Genomic DNA, 20,785 nt, shown 5'->3' on the forward strand with positions numbered 1-20,785 from the left:
CACGCCGAGTGCCCCTCACGAAAGGACCATTCCCATGGCCGACACGCCCGTCCCGGATCGTCCCCGCACGGCTCTCTTCTGTCTGTGCCTCATCGCCGCCCCTCTCGCCGAAGTGGTCGAGGCGATCCTCTCGCCTCTCACCGGCGGATCGACCGGCGACGACTTCGCCGCGATCGCCGCCGCGCCCGCCCGCTTCACTGCAGCGGTGCTCATCGGCCTCGTCGGCACGATCCTCCTGTTTCCCGCGCTGCTCGGTCTGGCTCATCGCTCCTCCGAACGCTCACCGCGTCTCGCTCTCGTGGCTGCCTGCGCGGTGGTGGTCTCTCTGGTGGGCTTCGCGGCCATCCGGATGGCCCAGGCATTCGAGCTCGAGCTTGCTACGGGCGGCCAGGCGGATGCGGTGGCTCAGTTCGAAGGTGCAGTGGGCAACACAATCGGTGCGACGCTGACCGTGATGTTTCTCGGCGGCAATGTGATCGGCATCATCCTGCTCGTCATCGCCCTCTGGCGCTCGCGCCGTGCGCCGATTCCCGCGGTGGTGCTGTTTCTGCTGTTCCCGATCACCGATCTCCTCGTGCCCGGTCACATCGGACCGATCGTCTCGCACCTCGTGCTGCTCGCGGCGATGAGCTGGATGGCAGTGGGCTTCCTGCGTACGCGCCCCGCCCGACATGAGCGCCACTCCACGACGGAATCGGCAGAGCACAACGCAAGTGCCTCGCCCGCGCCGTCGAGAAGCTCGTCGGGGCGGAATGCGTAGCGGGCTCGCGAAACGGTGAATCTCCCTCACCCCGGCCAGGATCACGGCTGGAGGGTCAGATGCTCCTGCGTCGGCGGGGATTCTCAGACGCCGCGCAGCAGGTTGACCGCAAGAGCCAGCATGATCACGGCGATCACGGCATCCAGGATCCGCCAGGCTCGGGCGGTGGCCAGCCACCGCCCGAGCAGCCGGGCGCCGTAACCGAGAGCGAAGAACCACACCGCACTGCCGGTCACGGCGCCCAGAGCGAACCACCACCGGTCGGCGCCGTGGGTGCTGGCGATCGATCCCAGCAGGAACACGGTGTCCAGGTACACGTGCGGATTCAGCCAGGTGAGCGCGAGGCAGGTGGCCAGGGCGGTGGCCAGTCCCGTCCGAGTGGCAGCGGCGGCCGACGCCGCGACCGGTGTGGCCGAGACCGATACGGCCGGGACCGGTGTGGCCGAGGCCGGTGCGGCCGGGACCGGCGTGGCCGAGACCGATACGGCCGGGCCGGATGCGGTGGGGGCCGGTGCGGCCGGGACCGGCGCAAGCCGAGACCTGTGCGGCCGGGACCGGCGCAGCCGCGAGAGCGGGGGTCTCGACGACCCGCAGCCCATCGCCGGACGGGCGCCAGGCGCGCCGGGCGGCCAGCACCGCGTAGCCGGCCAGGAACACCGCCCCGGCGATCCGGACCACCAGCGTCAGCCAGGGGATCGCATGCAGCGCGAGCCCGATGCCGGAGACGCCGAGCACGATGAGGACGGCGTCCGACGCCGTGCACACCAGCACGATGGGCAGCACATGCTCGCGACGGACGCCTTGGCGCAGGCACGAACAGGTTCTGCGCGCCGATCGCGATGATCAGCGAGAGGCCCAGCCCGAGGCCGGCGAGGGTGGAGGAGAGCACGTCCCGACGCTACGGTCCACCCGAGGTGAAGTACAGCTCACGCTGCTGACGATGCATTAGCGTGGCTGATGATGCGCATCCCGTTCGAACTCGCCGAGACCCTCGCCGCCGTGGTCGACGAAGGGACGCTGGATGCCGCGGCCCGCCGCCTGCACATCACACCGTCCGCGGTCAGCCAGCGGATCAAGACGCTCGAAGAGCAGCTGGGTCGGGTCGTGCTGGTGCGCGCCAAGCCGGCGCGGCCGACCGATGCCGGCTCGGCGGTGCTGCGGCTGGCCCGCCAGCTCGCGCTCCTCGAGCACGACGCGGTCGCCGAGCTCGGCGACGCGGCCGGGATCGCCAGCATCCCGCTCGCGGTGAACGCCGACTCGCTGGCCACGTGGTTCCTACCGCCCCTGGCGCGGGCGAGCAGGCGGCTCGGCGTGGTCTTCGACCTCTATCGCGACGACCAGGACTACACCGCCGGCCTGCTCGAATCCGGCACGGTCATGGCCGCCGTCACCTCGCGCGAGCGTGCGGTGGCCGGATGCCGGGCGGTGCCCCTCGGCACCATGCGGTATCGGGCCACGGCATCCCCCGAATTCGTCTCCCATTGGCTCCCGGACGGCGCATCGGCGGCGGCGCTGGCCGTGGCACCGGTGGTCGAATTCGACCGCAACGACGATCTGCAGACCGCGTCGGCTGCGCTCACAGCGGGTGGGCGAGCAGCCGCCCCGGCACTTCGTCCCGGCATCCGCCGACTTCGCGCGTGCCGTCCAGCTCGGTCTGGGCTCGAGGCTGCTCCCGGACGCGCAGGCGTCCGCGGGGCTGGCCGACGGCTCACTGGTCGCGCTCGGCGGCGAGCCGGTGGAGGTGCCGCTGTTCTGGCAGCAGTGGAACCTGCGCTCCGCGCTGCTCGATGCCGTCGCCGACGAGGTCGTCGCCGAGGCGCACCGCGCGCTGGCCCGCTGAGACACGGGGCGGCGAGACACGTGGCGATGAGACAGGTGGCGCTGAGTCAGCTGGCCCCACTCGAGCCGCGGGGCGGCGAGCCGGGCGGCGCCTGGGACAGCCTGTCGGTCAGAGCGCCAGGCCGCTGGTGAGCGCTTCGAGCAGCCGGCTGAGCTGGCGGACGGAGTCGACCGGCCAGTCGGTGAGGACGTCGTCGAGGCGGTCGAAGTACGGCACGCGGGCGGCCTCGAGCCGTGCGTGGCCGTCGGCGGTCACGGTGATCAGCCGGATGCGTCCGTCCGTCGGGTCGACGGTCCGCTCGACCAGGCCGAGTCCTTCCAGCTCGCTCACGGCCCGGCTGAGCATGCCCTTGTCGGCCTCGAGCCGCTCGGCGAGGGCGGACAGGGTGATGGGACCGCGACGGTCGATCACGGTGAACGTCTTGAACGTGCCCGGCTTGCAGTCCGGGGCTGACGGATGCCGATGCCTCGGCGTACGCACGGCGCAGCCGGCTGAACATCCCGGCGAACGTGCCCTCGAGCTGGCGCACCGCTTCGATCCGCTCGTCGTGCGCTGCGGCGGCATCCCGGTCGGATGCCGCCGCAGAGGCGGAGGAGGTGCTCATCAGTCGTCCGTGCGACCTCTGTCGCCGGCATCCGCGCCACCGCCGAGCGGGATGCTGCCGGTCGCGGTGAGCACGTCCATGCCCTCGGGCACCGACACGGTCGCAAGGTCGGCCTCGCCCGCATGGGCACGCTCGGTGTTGGTCATGCGCGTCAGCGACGTGTTCGGCAGGAACAGGATCGCGATCAGGCTGAGCACCGCGAACGGCACCGCGATCAGGAACGACTGCGAGATGCCCTGTGCGTAGACGTCCTCGATGATGACGCGCAGCGCGTGCGGCATCGTGGACACCTGCGGCAGGGTGCCGCTGCTGGCTAGCCCTGCCAGTACTGCGCCTTGTCGCCCAGGCTCGCGATCGCCTTGCCCAGCTCGGGCAGGCGGTCCTTGATCAGCCCGGTGACCGAGGTCGCCAGCGCGGCACCCATGACCGCGACGCCGATGGTGCCGCCCAGGCTCCGGAAGAACGTGACGCCCGAGCTGGCGACGCCGATCTCGCTGGGCTTGCAGGTGTTCTGCACGATCAGCACGAGGTTCTGCATGGTCATGCCGACGCCGGCGCCGAGCAGGAACATGTACAGCGAGACGATGACGAAGTTCGTGTCGTAGTGGATCGTCGACAGGGTGAACGAGCCGGCGATCAGCAGCGCGCCGCCGAGGATCAGGTACGGCTTCCAGTGCCCGTACTTCGAGATCAGCGCCCCGATGAACACGGATGCCACGAGCAGACCTGCGATCATCGGGATCGTCATCAGCCCCGCCTGCGTGGGCGTCGCGCCCCGCGCCAGCTTGCATGTACTGGCTCAGGAACACCGACGCGCCGAACATGGCGATCCCGGTCGCGATCGAGGCGATCACCGCGAGGGTGAACGTGAGGTTGCGGAACAGCGAGAGCGGGACGAGCGGCTCCTTCGCGCGCATCTCGACGATGATGAACAGGATCGTGCCGAGGATCGCGCCGCCGACCATGAGGATGGTCGGAAGGCTCCACCAGTCGAAGCTGTCGCCGGCGATCGAGACCCAGATGAGCAGGCAGCGACACGGACGCGGCCAGCAGGACGATCCCGAGGTAGTCGATGGACACCTTGCGGCGCGCGTGCGGGCTCAGGTGCAGGGTCTTCTGCACCAGGATCAGCGCCACGATGGCGATGGGGAGGGCGACGTAGAAGTTCCAGCGCCAGCCCCAGGCGTCGGTGAGCACGCCGCCGAGCAGCGGGCCGCCGACCGTGGCGACCGCCATCACGGCACCGAACAGGCCCATGTACTTGCCGCGCTCGCGGGGGCTGAGGATGTCGGCCATCAGCACCTGGCTCAGTGCCGCCAGGCCACCCGCGCCGATGCCCTGGAAGGCACGGAACGTGATCAGCATCTCGGGGTTCTGCGAGAAGCCCGCGGCCGCGGTCGACAGCACGAAGATGACGATCGCCAGCTGGTAGAGGAACTTGCGGTTGAACAGGTCGGCGAGCTTGCCCCAGATCGGCGTCGTGATGGCCGTCGTCAGCAGGGTCGCGGTGACGACCCAGGTGAACGCGGTCTGGTTGCCGTTCAGGTCGTGGATGATCACCGGGAGCGAACTGGAGACGACGGTCGACGCGAGCATCGACACGAACATGCCGAGGATCAGCCCGGACAGCGCCTCGAGCACCTGACGATGGTTCATCTTCTCGGCACCGGTGGGAACGGGGGAATCGGTCATTCGGGTCCTTCGAGAGGTTCTTCGAGTGAAGGGGACGCGCTCCGGCGGTGATATGACCGGCCGGCGCAGAACTTTGACGAACGTCAACAGTTGAGAAGGGTCAACTTTATGCCTTCTGGTTGAGGTATGTCAATTACCGGTGAGGGGCCAGCTCAGTCGGCGAGGGCGAGCGCGCGGTGGATCTGGCGTGCCGGCGGCGTCCGCGTAGGCAGTTCGCGAGCAGGCAGTTCGCCGGCGGCTGGTTCACGAGCCGCCGGTTCGCGAGCAGGCAGTTCGCGGGCGGGCGCCGGATGCGTGCGCCGATGAAGCTCGTCGATCAGCGCCGTGGCCAGGCGCACGAGTTCGGCGATCTCGGCCTCGTCGCGGTCGACCCACGCGCAAGCGGGGCTCGTCGTCGACGGGGACGAAGCCGCGATGCTGCTCCCAGGCGACGAGGGTCCGCTCGGCGCCGAGCACGTGCTGCCTGCCACCACACCTGTCGCAGGTACGAGCGCGGGATGGAGCGCCAGGCCTTGTTCGTCGTCTTGATCTCGGCGAGCGTGATCCGGCCCGCGGCATCCACCGCCAGTCCGTCCGGAGTGGCCAGATGCCGCGGCTCGATCACGGCGCGGAACAGCGCGGAGGAGGGCAGGATGCCGTGGGTCGCGGCGACCCAGCCGGCGATCTCGGGCTCGCGCCGGCGCCCGTGGTCGGTGTAGACGTTGCCGTGGAACCCGCTGCCGCGCAGCTTCGCGTCGGCCGCGCGCGGGATCACCCGCTCGCTGGTGAGGGCCGCGACATCCGTCGCCGTGATCCCGCGCGAACGCGCCCGCAGCCAGGCGACACGGTCGCGGGAGTCCGCGACGATGCGCTCGGTCAGCTCGGGGGTCACGCCCTCCACCGTACGCCGAGCGGCCGACCCCGCCCGCCCGCGACACCCCCGGAGCGGGCAGGTCGTTCAGAACCCGGCGGCGCCGGCCTCGGCGACCGTCTGGTCCTGCTCGCCGGACCCCCCGCTGACGCCCACCGCGCCGACGACCTTGCCGTCGCGCGAGAGCGGCACGCCGCCGGCGAAGATCGCGACGCGGCCGTGGTTCGTGTTCTGGATGCCGAAGAACTGCTGGGTCGGCTGCGAGTTGTCGCCGAGGTCCTTGGTGGAGATGTCGAACGCCTTGGACGTCCACGCCTTGCTGATCGAGATCTCGACGCTGCCGATCCACGCGCCGTCCTGGCGCACATGCGCGACCAGGTTGCCGCCGGCGTCGACGACGGCGATGTTCATGGGCTGGCCGATCTCGTCGGCGCGCTTCTCTGCGGCGGCGATGACGCGACGGGCGTCCTCGAGGGTGACGGACATGGTGCTTCCTTTCGCTGGATTTCGTGGGGGATGGCGGGGAGGGACGGATGCCTCGGGCCGAGGCATCCGGGAGCCCCGCCGGCTACGCGGCCTTGATGTAGCCGTTCGGGTTCAGGACGTACTTCTTCGCGGCGCCCTGGTCGAACTCGGCGTAGCCGCGCGGGGCGTCCTCGAGCGGGATGGGGGTGGCCTGCACGGCCTTCGCGATGTGCACCTTGTCGTGCAGGATCGCCATCATCAGCTGCCGGTTGTACCGCATCACCGGGCACTGACCGGTGGTGAACGACAGCGACTTCGCCCAGCCCAGGCCCAGCCGCAGCGACAAGGATCCGGTCTTCGCGGCCTCGTCCACGCCGCCCGGATCTCCGGTGACGTACAGGCCGGGGATGCCGAGGGCGCCGCCGGCGGCGGTGAGGTCCATCAGCGAGTTGAGGACCGTCGCCGGGGCTTCGTGGCCGGCGTTCGCGCCGTGCCCATGCGCCTCGAAGCCGACGGCATCCACGCCGCAGTCGACCTCGGGCACGCCCAGGATCTGCTCGATCTGATCCTTCGGGTCGCCTTGGGACACATCGACGGTCTCGCATCCGAACGAGCGCGCCTGGGCGAGCCGGTCGGCGTTGAGGTCGCCGACGATGACCACGGCGGCCCCCAGCAGCTGGGCGCCGACGGCGGCGGCCAGCCCCACGGGGCCCGCACCGGCCACGTACACCGTCGATCCCGGCCCGACGCCGGCGGTGACCGCGCCGTGGAACCCGGTCGGGAAGATGTCGGAGAGCATCGTCAGATCGAGGATCTTCTCCAGCGCCTGGTCCCGATCGGGGAAGCGCAGCAGATTCCAGTCGGCGTACGGCACGAGCACGTACTCGGCCTGGCCGCCGACCCAGCCGCCCATGTCGACGTAGCCGTACGCGTTGCCCGGGCCGGTCGGGGTTGACGTTCAGGCAGATGCCGGTCTTGCCCTCTTTGCAGTTGCGGCAGCGACCGCAGGCGATGTTGAACGGCACCGAGACGATGTCGCCGACCTGGATGAACTCCACGTCCGGACCGACCTCGACCACCTCGCCGGTGATCTCGTGCCCGAGCACGAGGCCGGCCGGTGCGGTCGTGCGGCCGCGCACCATGTGCTGGTCGGACCCGCAGATGTTCGTGGCCACCGTGCGCAGGATCGCGCCGTGCGGCACCTTGCGGCCGACGTTGGCCGGGTTGACGCCGGGCCCGTCCTTCAGCTCGAACTCCGGGTAGGCGGTGTCGATCACCTCGACCACCCCCGGACCCTTGTATGCCACGGCTCTGTTCCCAGACATCCTCGTCCCCTCCGTCTCACGCGGTCATCCGCTGGTCTCGAGCCTGGCCGTCGGCGGCGCGGAAGGCCATCATCCCGGGGGACCGTCTTGCCCACCCGAACGGGTGGGCGTCTAGGGTGGGGGGATGGACGGCGGCTCCACCTGCACGGAAGAGACGCTGCGCGACCTCGTCGAGGTGGTCAATGCCCCCGCGTATGCGCTCGCCGACCGTCTCTCGGCGGCGCTGGCGACGTTCGTCGCGCATGACGCGCTGCTGATCCTCGCCGCCGACACCGCGGGCGGCCGGCGCCGCGGGTCCGGCGATCGGGCCTTCATCGACGGCGTCTCGTTCCTCGACCTCGACGAGCTGCGCCGGGTCATCGCGCCCGGCTCTGCGCGGCGCGGGGCGCTGGATGTCGGGGGTCGGCAGGTGGCGACGTTCGAGGCGCTCTCGCGCAACGGCGCGCTGCTCGTGCTCGCCCGCCCGGGGCCCGTCCGCGAGACCGATGCCATCGTGCTGCAGGCCTGGAACCTCGTCGCGCTGCGGTGCGGCAGCTCGCCGACGCCGCTCCGCCGGACTATCTGCAGCGTGCGCGGGCAGCGTCGGGCGAGCGGATGGAGGCGCTCACCGAGCTGGCCGACGAGTACTCCACCACGCTCGAGTCGGTGCTGGCGGCGCTCGGTCGGCCGACCTCGACGACCGCAGCGCACGCACCACCGCGACCGGGATCGCCGCGCAGGGCATGGTGCACCTGCGGACCGCCAGCGACCGGGTCCGGACGTTCACCGAAGAGCCGGTCACCACGGCGTTCGAGCGGCTGCGCGACGATCTGCGTCCGCTCGTGCGGTATCGCGACCTGGACGTGCAGTTCGTCGAGCCGCCGGTCGACGGGCGCCCGCTGCCGAGCGAGGTCGCGCACGGCGCGCGGGCGGTGGTGCGGGGGTCGATCCTGGCCCTGGTCGATCGTCCCGAGGTCGGTCGGGTGCGCGTGCAGTGGGACTGCGACGGCACGAACCTGCTCATCGGCATGCGCGACGACGGGCCGGGCGACATGACGGATGCCTCGACCCAGCTCCAGCTCGTGCGGCAGCGCGTGCACGCCTTGAACGGCCGGCTCACGATCGAGGCCACTCCCGGGTGGGGCACCGAGATGGCGATCGTCATCCCGCTGGATCCGCCGCACGTGGGGTCGGCGGCGGCCGCGTGGGAGCTCCGGCCGCGCGAGCTCGAAGTGCTGCAGCTGCTGGCCACCGGCCGTCGCAATCGCGCGATCGCCGAAGAGCTGGGCATCAGCGAGAACACGGTGAAGTTCCACGTCGCCGGCATCTACCGCAAGCTCGGCGTCTCGTCCCGGGCCGAGGCGGCCGCGGTGTTCCATGATCGCAGCGTCGATTGAGCCGGTGTCGATTGAGCCGGTGTCGATTGAGACAGCAGTGTCGATTGAGACAGCAGTGTCGATTGAGGGGTTGCGTTCGCCCAGGGGAGTGGCAGGGTCGGATCCATGGACATCATGACGAACGACCAGTTCCGGGCGTCTCCCGGGGTCGAGGACTGGCATCCCGCCGGTGACGGGGTGGCCGCGCAGTTCCGCACCGGCGATTTCGCGACCGGCGCCCGCCTCTTCTCCGCGATCGCCGATCTCGCCGAGGCGGCCAACCACCACCCCGACGTCGAGGTCACCTACCCCCACGTGCGAGTGAGCCTGGTGACGCACTCCGCCGGCGGGGTGACCGAGGCGGATGCCGCACTCGCGGCCTCGATCTCGCGCGCTGCACATCAGCTGGGCATCGAGGCCGAGTCGGCCGAGTAGGCCGCGCCCCTACGGGGCCGGCTCGGTGGCCGCGTTCTTCTGCGACCTCATGTACCACTCGACGAAGCGTCGCGCACGGCCGTCGGGTGCGAAGTGCACCTCCCAGAGATTCTGGTAGCTCTCGTGACCGGGGTAGTCGACGTGGCCGGTGATGATCCCGAGCTGCTGGTCTTCGATCAGCACATCCAGTTCGAAGACCGGTTCGCTGGGCTCTTCTTCGCGCCATGCCGCGATGATCGCGTCGATGCCCCGGGTGGGCGTGGGGTCGTCGGGCTGAAACCAGTACTCGGCATCGTCGGTGAACAGGGCTCGGATGTCGGCGTCCGCCTTCGTCTTCCACGCCCGGATGTATCCGTTCAGCCATTGCTTCGTCCGTGACATGGTTCGTGTCTACCCGGTCGGGGCTGGGGGCGAAAGGGCGTGCCGGGCCTCAGCGCCCGGCGACGGGCTCCGTCAGGCCGCCATGGCACATCGACCCGCCGCGCCCGGACCTCATCCGGTCAGTCGCCTGTTCAATCGATCCCGCGCACGGTGGAGGGATCCGGGGACTCGCTGCCAGAGTCTTCGGGGATCGATCGTCGCCGGCGCCCGCACTTCGGGTACGCCGTCGACCATCCGGATTTCCCACCCGCTGGTTTCGAGGCTGCGGTGATGCCACCAGCACAGGGGCACTCCGTTGTCGACGTGGGTGGGTCCGCCGCGCGCATGCTCGATGACGTGATGGATCTCGCACCACGTGGCCGAGACGTGGCATCCGGGGATGATGCACTCCCCGTCGCGGGCGGTGATCGCGCGCCGCTGCTGGCCGGAGAAGGTGCGGTTCGGGGAGCCGAGTTCGATGAGCCGCCCGTTCTCGTCGATGACGAGGCGTTGGATGCCCCGCAGCACGCGATCTGTCGCGCGACGACCGCGGGCACCGTGTCGTCTGTGCCGTCGATGAAGCCGACCCCGTCGTCGCGGTCGAGTTCGACGGCGGAGATCGTGACGAGCAGGGTCGGGGCAGCCGCCGAGCGAGGGCGTCTCTGCCGACCGGGCCGCGACGCCGAGGATCGTGGCGAACACATCGTGCATCTTCTGTTCGCGGGTGCGGGTGTCGGGCGGTGCATCGTCGCCGTCGTCTTCGGCCGCATCGCGGAACCGGACACCCGGGTCTTCGGTGCCGTCGTGGACGCGGGGATTCAGCTGCGCATCGCCCATCCGCTGGAACTGTGCGGCGACGTCTGCGAGCAGACCGCCGCTGATCGGCACGATCCCGTCGCGTTCGCGGCCGAACCGGAGGCCGCGGTGACGGAGGGCGCGTTCGTAGTCGGGGAGCGTGCCGTCGTGGTCGAGCACGAGCGTCCAGACCTTCGCCTGCGTGCGGCTGTCGTCGGCGGAGCAGGCGGGGGCGCCGTCTGGGCCGGCCCCGGTGGCCGCGGCGACGAGCTCGTACTCGGCGGCGGCCAGATGGGTGGGATCGCAACGGTCGGAGATCGGCGCGAGCGCGCCCACGATCGCCGCGATGCTGTCGACCCCGATCACGCCGTCGACCAGAGCGTCGCGGACCGTGGGAAATGCCGCCGGCAGCGGATCGCCCGTCAGCGTCGTGCGGGTCGCGACGGCATGGGCGTGGCGGATGCGCGCTCGGGCGCTCGTCGCTGCGACCCCGGTGAGCCGGCAGAGCAGGTCGACCGCGTTCATGCAGCCCGCTCGGACCGACAGGCGCTCCTCGCCGAGCTCACCGCGTGAGCGGACATCGATCTCTCCGGCTTGCGGCGATGCGCAGCGCATCGGCCCGCCGTCCCAGTGATTCGGAGACCCGCGCGAACGCGACGAGTTCGTCGTCGGTCATCGTGCGTGTGATGTCGCCATCGAGCGTCGTGTGCACGTCGTCACCCAGCAGTTCGTCGAGGCGCGTGAGCGTCTCGAGGAGTTCTGCGGGTGCCGTTCTCATCCCTCCATGATGCCGCTGACCTCCGACATCGAAGCACGACGATTCCCCGATCAGCACTGGTTTCTGTGGATAGCTTCCCTGGGCACGCGCCTGTGGAGGAATCGACGCCAGGAGGGGCTGAATATGGGCCCGGCGCGGGCGAGAAACGGTGGTCGGGCATTCGTCGCCCAGGATGCGACTGGCATCGGCGCTCGGTCATCCGTCGGGGTTGCGCGCCACGGGCCCGATACATGCGCAACAGCGACAGTCGAATGCATCGCCCCGACGCGCGCCGCTCGGGGTGCACCGCCCGGGTGCTGGGCACCTCGCGACCGATTTTGCCGGACCGCCGGCATCCCGTAGACTTGTCCGAGCCAAAGACCGCCGGTCATCGGCGTGCGAGAGCACGTTGATCGAAGCACTGCCACGCAGGGGCCCGCGCAGGTGACATAGAACGATCTCCCTCCAGGATTCCGCTCCGTGCGCTTGCGCCGGAGCGTTTTTGTTTGTCGTGCGGCCGCCGATCCGAGGTCGACGCCCCGCCATCGCGGAGCGTCTCGTAAAGACAAGGAGTGGCCATGGCGCAGAAGGACGCAACGGTTGCCGAGCTCACGAAGAATTTCGAGGACTCGACCGCCGTTCTGCTGACCGAGTACCGCGGTCTGACGGTTGCCGAGCTCAAGGAGCTCCGCAACAGCATCCGTCAGGACGCGGAGTACGCCGTGGTGAAGAACACGCTGACCAAGATCGCGGCCAACAAGGCCGGGATCTCGACGCTGGACGACGACCTGAAGGGGCCGTCTGCCATCGCCTTCGTGCACGGTGACCCGGTCTCCGTCGCGAAGGGCCTGCGCGCCTTCGCCAAGGCACACCCTCTTCTGGTGATCAAGGGCGGCTTCTTCGACGGTGCCCCCTGACGCCCGATGAGGTCAACCAGCTCGCCGACCTCGAGAGCCGTGAAGTCCTGCTGGCGAAGCTCGCCGGTGCCTTCAAGGCCTCGCTGTTCCAGGCGGCATATCTGTTCAACGCTCCGCTGTCGAAGGCCGTTCGCACGGTCGACGCGCTGCGTGAGAAGCAGGAGTCCGCGGCCTGATCTCGGCCTCGGCATCACAACCCCGATCAAGGAGAATCATCATGGCAAAGCTCAGCACTGACGAGCTTCTCGACGCGTTCAAGGAGCTGTCGCTCATCGAGCTCAGCGAGTTCGTCAAGAAGTTCGAGGAGACCTTCGAGGTCACCGCCGCCGCCCCCGTCGCCGTTGCCGCTGCCGGCGCCCCGGCCGGTGGCGCGCCCGCCGAAGAGGTCGAGGAGAAGGATTCCTTCGACGTCGTCCTCGAGACGGTCGGCGACAAGAAGATCCAGGTCATCAAGGTCGTCCGCGAGCTCACCTCGCTCGGCCTCGGCGATGCGAAGGCCGTCGTCGACGGTGCGCCCAAGCCGGTTCTGGAGGGCGCCACCAAGGAGGCCGCCGAGAAGGCCAAGGCCGCTCTCGAAGAGGCCGGCGCCACGGTCACCCTGAAGTAGTCTCTGCTTCTTCGAAAGCCCCGGACATCCGTGTCCGGGGCTTTCGTGTCTTCCCCGCGGATGCTGGGGACCGCTCCGGTATCATGGTCCGAGGTCGAATCGATTCGACCTGTTCTTCATTCCCGACCGGAAGCCCTCGTGAAGCCCGATACCGCGCCCCAGCCGACCCTGCCTGAACCGCCGGTACCCGCTCCCGCTTCGGCGGGCTCGGTGCCTACGTCGACGGGCTCGGTGCCTACGTCGACCGGCTCGGTCCGCACGTCGACCGGCTCGGTCCGCACGTCGACGGGCTCGATCCGCACCGCGACGGGCTCGATCCGCACCGCGACGGGCTCGATCCGCACCTCGACCGCCGCCATCCGCACGCTCGGCTCGAATCCGGCCACCGCGCCGATCATGCCTGCACCCGGGCGATGCGATCTCGACCGCGCGCCGGGTGCTCTACATCGTCCTCCTGGGCGCGCTGACCGCCCTCGGTCCGTTCACGGTCGACCTGTACCTGCCGGCGTTCCCGATCCTCGAGCAGGATTTCCAGACCACGGCCACGGCCGTCCAGCTCACGCTCACCGGAACGATGATCGGCTTCGGGCTCGGCCAGCTGATCGTGGGACCCCTCAGCGACAAGCTCGGCCGCCGCATCCCGCTGCTGATCGTCACCGGCGTGCACGTGCTGGCCAGCGCCGCCGCCGCACTGGCGCCCACCCTGCTGCTGCTGGGCGGAGCCCGCGTGCTCATGGGCGTGGGCGCCGCCGCCGGCGGCGTCGTGGCCATGGCGATGGTGCGAGACCTGTTCGGCGGGCGCCGGCTGGTCGTGATGCTGAGCCGACTCGCGCTGGTGACCGGCGCGGCGCCGGTGATCGCGCCGCTGCTGGGCTCGGCCCTGCTCGCGGTGATCCCGTGGCGCGGCATCTTCGTCGTGCTGGCGGCCTACGGGCTGGTCATGCTCGCCTGCGCGATCTTCATCCTGCCCGAGACCCTGCCCGCCGCACGCAGACAGGACCGCGGCTCGACGACCACCCGACAGCGGTACGCCGCGGTGTTCCGCGATCGCATCTTCGTCGGCGTGCTCATCATCGGCGCCATGACGTTCAGCGGGCTGTTCTCGTACCTGTCCAGTTCGTCGTTCCTGTTCCAGGAGAGCTACGGGTTCAACGCCCAGCAGTACGGCCTGCTGTTCGCGGCGAACTCTGTGGGGCTGGTCATCGGCAACCAGGTCGCCGCCCGGCTGGCCGCCCGCTTCGGCCCGCAGTGGGTGCTCGCGTTCTCGACCGCCGTCCTGGTGGCCGCCGCCGCTGCGATCGCCGGGGGCGACGCCCTCGGGCTCGGACTGTGGGGCACGATCGTGCCGCTGTTCGTGTTCATGACCGCCTGCGGCTTCACCTTCCCCTGCGTCCAGGTGCTGTCACTGGACCGGCACGGCAGCGCCGCCGGGACGGCCGCTTCGCTGATCGGATTCGCCAACAACGCGGTGGCCGGACTCATCTCGCCGATCGTGGGCCTGATCGCCAGCGAGGCCGGGATCACCCCGACCACGATGGCGGTGGTGATGATCGGCTGCTCGATCATCGGCGTGCTCTCCCTGTGGCTCGTGGTGCGACCTCGGACGGTTCCGCAGCTCGCGCCGTGATTCCGCACTGAGAGCGCTCCCATTGGTTATCAAGCCGTTACCCCTCAGCGGTTGAATGCGCTCGGTGTGCACGGTACGTTCGGCTGTAAGCGCTTGCGGCCCACCCGGCCGCGTGGCGTGCGTGCTTGCACCTTGACGAGGAGGATCACATGGCAAAGTCGATTCGACGCACCGTGATGCTCCCGCTGGCCCTTCTGGGCGTGGCGGGAATCGCACTCACCGGCTGCGCAGAGACCGGCAGCGGCGGCGGCAACGGCGGTGACGACCTGAAGGGTCAGACCGTCCACCTGTCGGGCGGCATCACCGGGTCGGAGGCGGACCTGCTGAACAAGTCCTTCGACCAGTTCACCAAGGACACCGGGATCAAGGTCGAGTACACCGGCGACAAGAGCTTCGAGGGAAACATCGTCACCAAGGTGCAGGGCGGCTCGGCCCCCGACATCGCGATCGTCCCGCAGCCCGGTCTGCTGAACTCGCTCATCGGCACCGGCGAGGTGCAGAAGGCCGACGACACGGTCAGCGCGAACGTGGACAAGTACTGGGGCAAGGACTGGAAGAACTACGGCACCGCGGACGGCACGTTCTACGCCGCCCCGATGCTGGCCAACGTCAAGGGCTACGTCTGGTACTCGCCGGCCGAGTTCAAGAAGTGGGGCGTCGAGGTCCCGACCACGTGGGACGGCGTGCTGTCCCTGACCAAGACCATCCAGGAGAAGACCGGCAAGGCGCCGTGGTGCGCGGGCTTCGCGTCCGGTGACGCGTCCGGCTGGCCGGGCACCGACTGGATCGAGGACCTCGTGCTGCGTCAGTCCGGTCCGGACGTCTACGACCAGTGGGTGGCCGGCACGGTGAAGTTCACCGACCCGCAGATCAAGAAGGCGTTCGACGCGGTCGGCTCGATCCTGCTGGACAAGTCGTACGTCAACGCCGGCTTCGGCGACGTCAAGAGCATCAACTCGACGGCGTTCGCGGATGTCGCGGCCAAGGTCGCCGACGGCACCTGCGCCCTGACCCACCAGGCATCCTTCCTGTCCTCCAACTTCCTCGACGTGAAGACCAAGGACGGCAAGGCGCCGACCGTGGCCCCGGACGGCGACGTGTACGCCTTCGTCCTGCCGGGCATCCAGGAGGGCTCGAACGCGGTCGAGGGCGGTGGCGAGTTCGTCGCCCGCTTCGCGGACACCGCGGCTGCCAAGAAGGTCCAGGAGTTCATGACCACGCCGGACTTCGCCAACGCGCGCGTCAAGCTCGGCGGCGTGATCTCGGCCAACAAGGGCGCCGACCCGACGCTGGCCTCCAGCCAGTTCCTCACCGACGCGATGAAGATCATGCAGGACCCGAACACGGTCATGCGCTTCGACGCGTCCGACCTCATGCCGGCCACCGTCGGGTCCGGGTCGTTCTGGAAGGGCATGGTCAGCTGGATCGACGGCATGTCCACCGACGATGTCCTCGCCGCCATCCAGGCGGGTTACGAGAACTAGTCCCAGGCAATAGCATCGGCAGGGTGGGCGCTCCTTTCAGGGGCACCCGCCCTGCCGCCGTCGAAGCAAGGAAGACGAGCACGCCGATGTGCTCAGAGAGGCAGGACCATGGCGACCGTGATCGAGCCGTCCACCGGGCTTCCGGGCCCGGAGACGAGGCGAGGCAGCCGAACGTCGCGCCGCGTCACCGGCATCATCGTCCTCGTGGCGTCCGTGCTGCTGGTGGCGCTGTTCCTGTTCATGCTCCTGCAGGGGCCGGATGAGGACGCGCCGCCGACCTCGCTCGGGTTCTCGCTGAACAGCTTCTTCGTCTGGATCGGCGGGCTCGGTCCGCTGGTGCAGATCCCGATCGTGGTGGTGCTGTTCGCCGCCGTGGTCGGCATCATCCTCCTGCTCATCGAGTATGCGCCCCGCCCGGGCCCCGGGTACTTCTGGCTGCGCGTGGCGGCGTGCTTCATCATCCCGGTGATCGCCTTCATGGTGATGCGGCCGTACCAGAACGCGGTCGTCTACGTCGTCGGCATCGCGCTGCTGGCCGGCGCCATCCTGTTCTTCGCCGACTACCGCTCGCGGCAGGGCACCGGCTACGTCTTCCAGCTGATCATCTTCATGGCCCCGGCGGCGCTCCTCCTGCTGACCGGGCTGGTCTACCCGGCGATCTCCACGATCGTGCAGTCGTTCTTCGATAAGACCGGCAAGGACTTCGTCTGGTTCGACAACTACGTCTGGACGTTCACCAACCCGTACGGGTTCTGGTCGGTGATCAACACCGTCATCTGGGCGCTGATCGCCCCGATCGTGGCCACCGGCATCGGCCTGATCTACGCGGCGTTCGTCGACCGGGCGCGCGGCGAGAAGTTCCTCAAGCTGTGGGTGTTCATGCCGGTGGCGATCTCGTTCGTCGGGGCCGGCATCATCTGGAAGTTCGTCTACGACTACCGGCAGGGCCAGCAGATCGGCATCCTGAACGCGATCATCACCTGGTTCGGCGGCCAGCCGATCGGCTGGCTGGACGCGCAGCCGCTGGTGAACACCATCTGCCTGCTGGCGGTGTTCATCTGGAGCCAGACCGGCTTCGCCATGGTGATCCTGTCGGCCTCGATCAAGGCCGTGCCGATGGATCAGCACGAGGCGGCCCAGCTGGACGGCGCGAGCGCCCTGCAGCGATTCTTCAACGTGACGATCCCCGGCATCCGGGGCTCGCTGATCGTCGTGCTGACCACGATCACCATCGCCGCGCTGAAGGTGTACGACATCGTCGCGGTGATGACCGGCGGACGCTCGAACAGCTCGGTGCTGGGCTTCGAGATGGTCAACCAGCAGCAGCGGTTCCAGAGCTACGGCCACTCGTCGGCGCTGGCGGTGGTGCTGTTCCTGTTCGTGCTCCCGCTGATCATCTACAACGTGGTACAGATGCGCAAGCAGAAGGAGATCCGCTGATGGCTCTCACCGAGGCGGACATTCCCGCCGACACCCGGGCCGCGCGCACCGTCGACCGCGACACCCGCAAGGACGAGCGGGACGCCCGCAAGCGCCTCACCTCGCGCGGTGCCACCCTCGCGGCGGCGATCATCGCGGTCGTCTGGACGATCCCGACGTTCGGGCTGTTCGTCACCTCGTTCCGGCCGGGCGCCGATTCGAACACCACGGGCTGGTGGACGGTCTTCGTCAACCCCAGCTTCACGCTCTCGAACTACTTCGATGCGCTCACCTCCGGCGGCACGGCCCTGACACTCGGGCAGTCGTTCCTGAACTCGCTGGCGATCGCGATCCCAGCCACCCTGATCCCGATCTCGATCGCCGCCCTGGCCGCGTACGCGTTCGCCTGGATCCCGTTCAAGGGCCGCGGCATCCTGTTCGTGTTCGTCTTCGCGCTGCAGATCGTGCCGATCCAGATGGCGCTGGTGCCGCTGCTGAGTCTGTTCTCGCGCGGTCTGACCATCGCCGGCGTCGGGATCTTCCCCGGGTTCACCCTGCGCGACGTCGACCACAGCTTCGCGACGGTATGGATCGCGCACGCGATCTTCGCCCTGCCGCTGGCGATCTTCCTGCTGCACAACTTCATCTCCGAGATCCCGAACGAGCTGATCGAGGCCGCCCGGGTGGACGGCGCCGGGCATGGGCAGATCTTCTTCCGGATGATCATCCCGCTGGCCATGCCGGCTATCGCCTCGTTCGCGATCTTCCAGTTCCTGTGGGTGTGGAACGACCTGCTGGTGGCCACGATCTTCGCGCCGAGTTCGTCGCTGCCGCTGACCCAGACGCTGAACTCGCTGTCGGGCACGTGGGGAGACCGCTGGTACCTGCAGTCGGCCGGCACCTTCATCTCGATCATCGTGCCGCTGATCGTGTTCTTCGCGCTCGGAGCGGTTCTTCGTGCGCGGCCTGATGGCCGGTGCGACGAAGGGGTAGCGGGGCGGGCTTCAGCGACGGCCGAGCTCGCGGACCGGCTCGAGCCGGAACAGGCGCACGGTGCGGCCGGACTCGCGCTCGTAGGAGCGGTAGTTCGGCCACTGCGCCTCGATGCGCCGCCAGGCCTCATCGCGGCCCTCGTCCGGGATCGGGTCGGCGCGCACGGCGAGGCGCCGACCGCGCACGGTGATCTCGGCGTCGGGATGCGCGCGCAGGTTGGTCGTCCAGGACGGATGCCGCGTCCCGGCGAAGTTGGTGCCGGCGACGATCGCCCGGCCCGCGTCGTCCGGCGTATACATCAGCTGGACGTCGCGGGGACGACCCGACTTCGCCCCGATCGTGTGCAAGCGTGAGCGAGGGGACCAGCAGCGCGCTGATCGGCATGCGACCGCCGGCGACGATCCGGAACAGCCGTTCGAGCACCGGCATGAGGCGTCGTCCGAGACGACGGAAGGCCGCGGTCTGGGTCAGCGGGGCGACCAGAGTGCGCACCGCGCGCTGAAGGGACGCCATGCGCTCATTCTGCCGCATCGCGAAGACCCTGCCATGGCTAGGCTGAGCGCATGACCGTGCCCGAGGATGCCGCCGTCACCGCCGCCCAAGCCGAGCTCAAGCGCCTGCGCGCCGAGGCGGACGCCGCACAAGCCGCGTTGAAGGCGGCCCAGGCCCAGGCTGCGCTCGCCGCGGCCGAGGCGGAGGCCGCGAAGGCGGGCAGTCTCGCCGGGGCGGATGCCGCGCCCGCCGCGGCGCCGGCGTCCGAGACCGCGGCGGCGCCGGCGGCGCCGGCCGAGGCGCCCGCGGACGCGGCGCCCGCGCCGGCGAAGAGCCCGGCACCGGCGGCCGCACCGGCGCCGGACGACGCGCCGGCCGCAGGTCCGCTGGACCCGGCCGAGATCCAGGCGATCGTCGAGGGCTACACGTTCCAGGCCGACACCCTCGACCTGGGCGCCCTGGTGAACACCGACCCGGTGCCGGCCGCGCAGATCCGCATCCCGCTGGCGATGCTGAACCGCCACGGCCTGGTCGCCGGAGCCACCGGCACCGGCAAGACCCGCACGCTGCAGGGCCTGGCCGAGCAGCTCGCCGCGAAGGGCGTGCCGGTGTTCGCGGCCGACATCAAGGGCGACCTCAGCGGGATGGCCACCCCGGGCGAGTCGAGCGAGAAGCTGCTGGCCCGCACCGAGGGCATCGGGCAGGACTGGAAGCCCGAGGCATCCGTCGTCGAATATCTCGCTCTCGGCGGCGTCGGCCACGGCGTGCCGGTGCGCGCGACAGTGTCGGGCTTCGGTCCGCTTGCTCGAGCAAGGTGCTGGGGCTGAACCAGACGCAGGAGTCCAGTCTCGGCCTGGTGTTCCACTACGCCGACGCGGCCGGCCTCGCCCTCGTCGACCTGTCGGATCTGCGTGCCGTGCTCACCTACCTCACCAGCGACGAGGGCAAGGGCGAGCTGAAGGGCATCGGCGGTCTGTCGGCCGCCACCGCCGGCGTGATCCTGCGCGAGCTGATCACGTTCGCCGATGCCGGGGCGGACGTGTTCTTCGGCGAGCCCGAGTTCGACGTGAAGGACATCCTGCGCATCGCTGCCGACGGACGCGGCGTGATCAGCCTGCTCGAGGTGCCGGGCGTGATCGACAAGCCCACCCTGTTCTCGACGTTCCTGATGTACCTGCTGGCCGAGCTGTTCGAGATCCTGCCCGAGGTGGGGGATGCCGACAAGCCCAAGCTGGTGTTCTTCTTCGACGAGGCGCATCTGCTGTTCCGGGACGCCTCGAAGGACTTCCTCGCCTCGATCACCCAGACCGTCCGGCTGATCCGCTCGAAGGGGGTCGGCGTCTTCTTCGTCACACAGACCCCGAAGGACCTGCCCTCGGATGTGCTCGGCCAGCTGGGATCCCGCGTGCAGCACGCGCTGCGCGCCTTCACCCCGGACGACGCGAAAGCGCTCAAGGCCACCGTCGGCACGTACCCGCACTCGGGCTACGACCTGGAGCGCGTGCTGCAGGAGCTCGGCACCGGCGAGGCCATCGTGACGGTGATGAGCGAGAAGGGGGCTCCGACCCCGGTCGCCTGGACCCGGTTGCGCGCACCGCAGGGGCTGATGTCGCCGACCCCGATCCGCAGATCGCCGCGGCGATCAAGGCCTCCCCGCTGCTGGCCCGCTACGGCACGGCGATCGACCCCGAATCGGCGCGCGAGATCCTCACGGCGAAGCTCAACGCCGCCGCCGAACAGGATGCGGCGGCCGAGGCGGCCAAGGCCAAGGCCGACGCCGATGCCGACGCGGCAAAGGCGAAGGCCGCGGCCGACAAGAAGGCCCAGGCCGAGTACGACCGGCTGATGCGATCGACCTCGGGCCGGACGAGCACCCGGAAGCAGAAGTCGCCGATCGAGGAGATCCTCGGCTCGCGCACCACGCAGACCCTGCTCAACGGCGTGATCCGGGGAATCTTCGGCACCGGACGGCGTTGACACCGCGGCGCGGAGCACCCGAGGTCGTACG

General features: G+C 69.6%; 15 protein-coding genes and 8 pseudogenes. 11 read left to right on the top strand and 12 right to left on the bottom strand.

Annotated elements, in window-relative coordinates; translation table 11 throughout:
* The first annotated feature begins 34 nt into the window (after window positions 1–34).
* A complete protein-coding gene (locus L2X98_RS14905) occupies window positions 35–760 on the top strand; it encodes a hypothetical protein (RefSeq protein WP_259611445.1) in 726 nt (241 codons plus the stop codon).
* A gap of 83 nt (window positions 761–843) precedes the next feature.
* Here L2X98_RS14905 and L2X98_RS22430 read toward each other — a convergent pair whose 3' ends face one another.
* Together L2X98_RS22430 and L2X98_RS22435 are read right to left on the bottom strand one after the other, a co-directional pair.
* Window positions 844–1,359 carry a LysE/ArgO family amino acid transporter gene (locus tag L2X98_RS22430; RefSeq protein ID WP_435526207.1) on the bottom strand — a complete coding sequence of 172 codons (516 nt, stop codon included), beginning with the start codon at window positions 1,357–1,359 and terminating at the stop codon, window positions 844–846.
* A gap of 61 nt (window positions 1,360–1,420) precedes the next feature.
* A pseudogene (locus tag L2X98_RS22435) lies at window positions 1,421–1,543 on the bottom strand (amino acid transporter); the annotation flags it as partial.
* A gap of 174 nt (window positions 1,544–1,717) precedes the next feature.
* Here L2X98_RS22435 and L2X98_RS14920 point away from each other — a divergent pair.
* Window positions 1,718–2,731 carry an ArgP/LysG family DNA-binding transcriptional regulator gene (locus L2X98_RS14920; RefSeq protein ID WP_354002818.1) on the top strand — a complete coding sequence of 338 codons (1,014 nt, stop codon included), beginning with the start codon at window positions 1,718–1,720 and terminating at the stop codon, window positions 2,729–2,731.
* On the opposite strand, the gene L2X98_RS14925 is transcribed toward L2X98_RS14920, so the two are convergent.
* From L2X98_RS14925 to fdhA, 5 genes and pseudogenes are all read right to left on the bottom strand, one after another.
* Window positions 2,709–3,011 carry a MarR family winged helix-turn-helix transcriptional regulator gene (locus L2X98_RS14925; protein ID WP_259611446.1) on the bottom strand — a complete coding sequence of 101 codons (303 nt, stop codon included), beginning with the start codon at window positions 3,009–3,011 and terminating at the stop codon, window positions 2,709–2,711. The genes L2X98_RS14920 and L2X98_RS14925 overlap by 23 nt on opposite strands.
* A gap of 192 nt (window positions 3,012–3,203) precedes the next feature.
* Window positions 3,204–4,860 (bottom strand): annotated as a pseudogene (locus L2X98_RS22440) (MDR family MFS transporter).
* Between the two features lie 188 nt (window positions 4,861–5,048).
* A pseudogene (locus tag L2X98_RS14945) lies at window positions 5,049–5,767 on the bottom strand (YqaJ viral recombinase family protein).
* Window positions 5,768–5,833: 66 nt separating this feature from the next.
* The gene (locus tag L2X98_RS14950; RefSeq protein ID WP_259611450.1) at window positions 5,834–6,232 is read right to left on the bottom strand and encodes a GlcG/HbpS family heme-binding protein; all 399 of its coding nucleotides are present in this window, start codon (window positions 6,230–6,232) and stop codon (window positions 5,834–5,836) included.
* Window positions 6,233–6,314: 82 nt separating this feature from the next.
* Window positions 6,315–7,536: pseudogene (fdhA, locus tag L2X98_RS14955) on the bottom strand (formaldehyde dehydrogenase, glutathione-independent).
* 485 nt (window positions 7,537–8,021) lie between these two features.
* Between fdhA and L2X98_RS14960 the strand changes: the two are divergent.
* The gene (locus L2X98_RS14960; protein WP_259611451.1) at window positions 8,022–8,912 is read left to right on the top strand and encodes a helix-turn-helix transcriptional regulator; all 891 of its coding nucleotides are present in this window, start codon (window positions 8,022–8,024) and stop codon (window positions 8,910–8,912) included.
* A 105-nt stretch (window positions 8,913–9,017) separates the two neighbouring features.
* Window positions 9,018–9,326, top strand: coding sequence for a 4a-hydroxytetrahydrobiopterin dehydratase (locus L2X98_RS14965; protein WP_259611452.1), 309 nt, complete (start codon window positions 9,018–9,020; stop codon window positions 9,324–9,326).
* A 9-nt stretch (window positions 9,327–9,335) separates the two neighbouring features.
* On the opposite strand, the gene L2X98_RS14970 is transcribed toward L2X98_RS14965, so the two are convergent.
* The 3 genes from L2X98_RS14970 to L2X98_RS14980 form a co-directional block, all read right to left on the bottom strand.
* Window positions 9,336–9,707, bottom strand: coding sequence for a nuclear transport factor 2 family protein (locus tag L2X98_RS14970; protein WP_259611453.1), 372 nt, complete (start codon window positions 9,705–9,707; stop codon window positions 9,336–9,338).
* A 111-nt stretch (window positions 9,708–9,818) separates the two neighbouring features.
* A complete protein-coding gene (locus tag L2X98_RS14975; protein ID WP_259611454.1) occupies window positions 9,819–11,006 on the bottom strand; it encodes an HNH endonuclease signature motif containing protein in 1,188 nt (395 codons plus the stop codon).
* A gap of 37 nt (window positions 11,007–11,043) precedes the next feature.
* Window positions 11,044–11,259 carry a hypothetical protein gene (locus L2X98_RS14980; RefSeq protein ID WP_259611455.1) on the bottom strand — a complete coding sequence of 72 codons (216 nt, stop codon included), beginning with the start codon at window positions 11,257–11,259 and terminating at the stop codon, window positions 11,044–11,046.
* Between the two features lie 557 nt (window positions 11,260–11,816).
* Between L2X98_RS14980 and rplJ the strand changes: the two are divergent.
* Together rplJ and rplL are read left to right on the top strand one after the other, a co-directional pair.
* A pseudogene (gene rplJ, locus L2X98_RS14985) lies at window positions 11,817–12,331 on the top strand (50S ribosomal protein L10).
* A gap of 41 nt (window positions 12,332–12,372) precedes the next feature.
* Window positions 12,373–12,762 (top strand): 50S ribosomal protein L7/L12, encoded by a 390-nt coding sequence (gene rplL / locus L2X98_RS14990; protein ID WP_259611456.1) that lies wholly within the window; start codon window positions 12,373–12,375, stop codon window positions 12,760–12,762.
* A 116-nt stretch (window positions 12,763–12,878) separates the two neighbouring features.
* Here rplL and L2X98_RS14995 read toward each other — a convergent pair whose 3' ends face one another.
* On the bottom strand, window positions 12,879–13,160 hold the full coding sequence (locus L2X98_RS14995; RefSeq protein ID WP_259611457.1) for a hypothetical protein: 282 nt from the start codon (window positions 13,158–13,160) through the stop codon (window positions 12,879–12,881).
* Between L2X98_RS14995 and L2X98_RS15000 the strand changes: the two are divergent.
* The 4 genes and pseudogenes from L2X98_RS15000 (at window position 13,159) to L2X98_RS15015 (ending at window position 18,285) form a co-directional block, all read left to right on the top strand.
* A pseudogene (locus L2X98_RS15000) lies at window positions 13,159–14,389 on the top strand (Bcr/CflA family efflux MFS transporter). The gene L2X98_RS14995 and the pseudogene L2X98_RS15000 sit on opposite strands and share 2 nt — an antisense overlap.
* A 149-nt stretch (window positions 14,390–14,538) precedes the next feature.
* Window positions 14,539–15,873 carry an ABC transporter substrate-binding protein gene (locus L2X98_RS15005; protein WP_259611459.1) on the top strand — a complete coding sequence of 445 codons (1,335 nt, stop codon included), beginning with the start codon at window positions 14,539–14,541 and terminating at the stop codon, window positions 15,871–15,873.
* 108 nt (window positions 15,874–15,981) lie between these two features.
* The gene (locus L2X98_RS15010; protein WP_259611460.1) at window positions 15,982–17,313 is read left to right on the top strand and encodes a carbohydrate ABC transporter permease; all 1,332 of its coding nucleotides are present in this window, start codon (window positions 15,982–15,984) and stop codon (window positions 17,311–17,313) included.
* Window positions 17,313–18,285, top strand: a pseudogene (locus tag L2X98_RS15015) (carbohydrate ABC transporter permease). Before L2X98_RS15010 ends, L2X98_RS15015 begins: the two are co-directional and overlap by 1 nt.
* Before the next feature lie 11 nt (window positions 18,286–18,296).
* Here L2X98_RS15015 and L2X98_RS15020 read toward each other — a convergent pair.
* A complete protein-coding gene (locus tag L2X98_RS15020; protein WP_259611461.1) occupies window positions 18,297–18,632 on the bottom strand; it encodes a nitroreductase family deazaflavin-dependent oxidoreductase in 336 nt (111 codons plus the stop codon).
* 216 nt (window positions 18,633–18,848) lie between these two features.
* On the opposite strand from L2X98_RS15020, the pseudogene L2X98_RS15025 reads away from it, so the two are divergent.
* A pseudogene (locus tag L2X98_RS15025) lies at window positions 18,849–20,754 on the top strand (helicase HerA-like domain-containing protein).
* The last annotated feature ends 31 nt before the right edge of the window (window positions 20,755–20,785 follow it).

Origin of the sequence: Microbacterium elymi (assembly GCF_021582895.2) — a bacterium.
Lineage (GTDB): Bacteria > Actinomycetota > Actinomycetes > Actinomycetales > Microbacteriaceae > Microbacterium > Microbacterium humicola.

Excerpts from the sequence above, each read along its gene's own strand:
- L2X98_RS14905 (WP_259611445.1), top strand. The coding sequence starts at position 35 with ATGGCCGACACGCCCGTCCCGGATCGTCCCCGCACGGCTCTCTTCTGT.
- L2X98_RS22430 (WP_435526207.1), bottom strand. The coding sequence starts at position 1,359 with ATGGGCTGCGGGTCGTCGAGACCCCCGCTCTCGCGGCTGCGCCGGTCC.
- L2X98_RS14920 (WP_354002818.1), top strand. The coding sequence starts at position 1,718 with ATGATGCGCATCCCGTTCGAACTCGCCGAGACCCTCGCCGCCGTGGTC.
- L2X98_RS14950 (WP_259611450.1), bottom strand. The coding sequence starts at position 6,232 with ATGTCCGTCACCCTCGAGGACGCCCGTCGCGTCATCGCCGCCGCAGAG.
- L2X98_RS14960 (WP_259611451.1), top strand. The coding sequence starts at position 8,022 with ATGCCATCGTGCTGCAGGCCTGGAACCTCGTCGCGCTGCGGTGCGGCA.
- L2X98_RS14965 (WP_259611452.1), top strand. The coding sequence starts at position 9,018 with ATGGACATCATGACGAACGACCAGTTCCGGGCGTCTCCCGGGGTCGAG.
- L2X98_RS14970 (WP_259611453.1), bottom strand. The coding sequence starts at position 9,707 with ATGTCACGGACGAAGCAATGGCTGAACGGATACATCCGGGCGTGGAAG.
- L2X98_RS14975 (WP_259611454.1), bottom strand. The coding sequence starts at position 11,006 with ATGAACGCGGTCGACCTGCTCTGCCGGCTCACCGGGGTCGCAGCGACG.
- L2X98_RS14980 (WP_259611455.1), bottom strand. The coding sequence starts at position 11,259 with ATGAGAACGGCACCCGCAGAACTCCTCGAGACGCTCACGCGCCTCGAC.
- rplL (WP_259611456.1), top strand. The coding sequence starts at position 12,373 with ATGGCAAAGCTCAGCACTGACGAGCTTCTCGACGCGTTCAAGGAGCTG.
- L2X98_RS14995 (WP_259611457.1), bottom strand. The coding sequence starts at position 13,160 with ATGATCGGCGCGGTGGCCGGATTCGAGCCGAGCGTGCGGATGGCGGCG.
- L2X98_RS15005 (WP_259611459.1), top strand. The coding sequence starts at position 14,539 with ATGGCAAAGTCGATTCGACGCACCGTGATGCTCCCGCTGGCCCTTCTG.
- L2X98_RS15010 (WP_259611460.1), top strand. The coding sequence starts at position 15,982 with ATGGCGACCGTGATCGAGCCGTCCACCGGGCTTCCGGGCCCGGAGACG.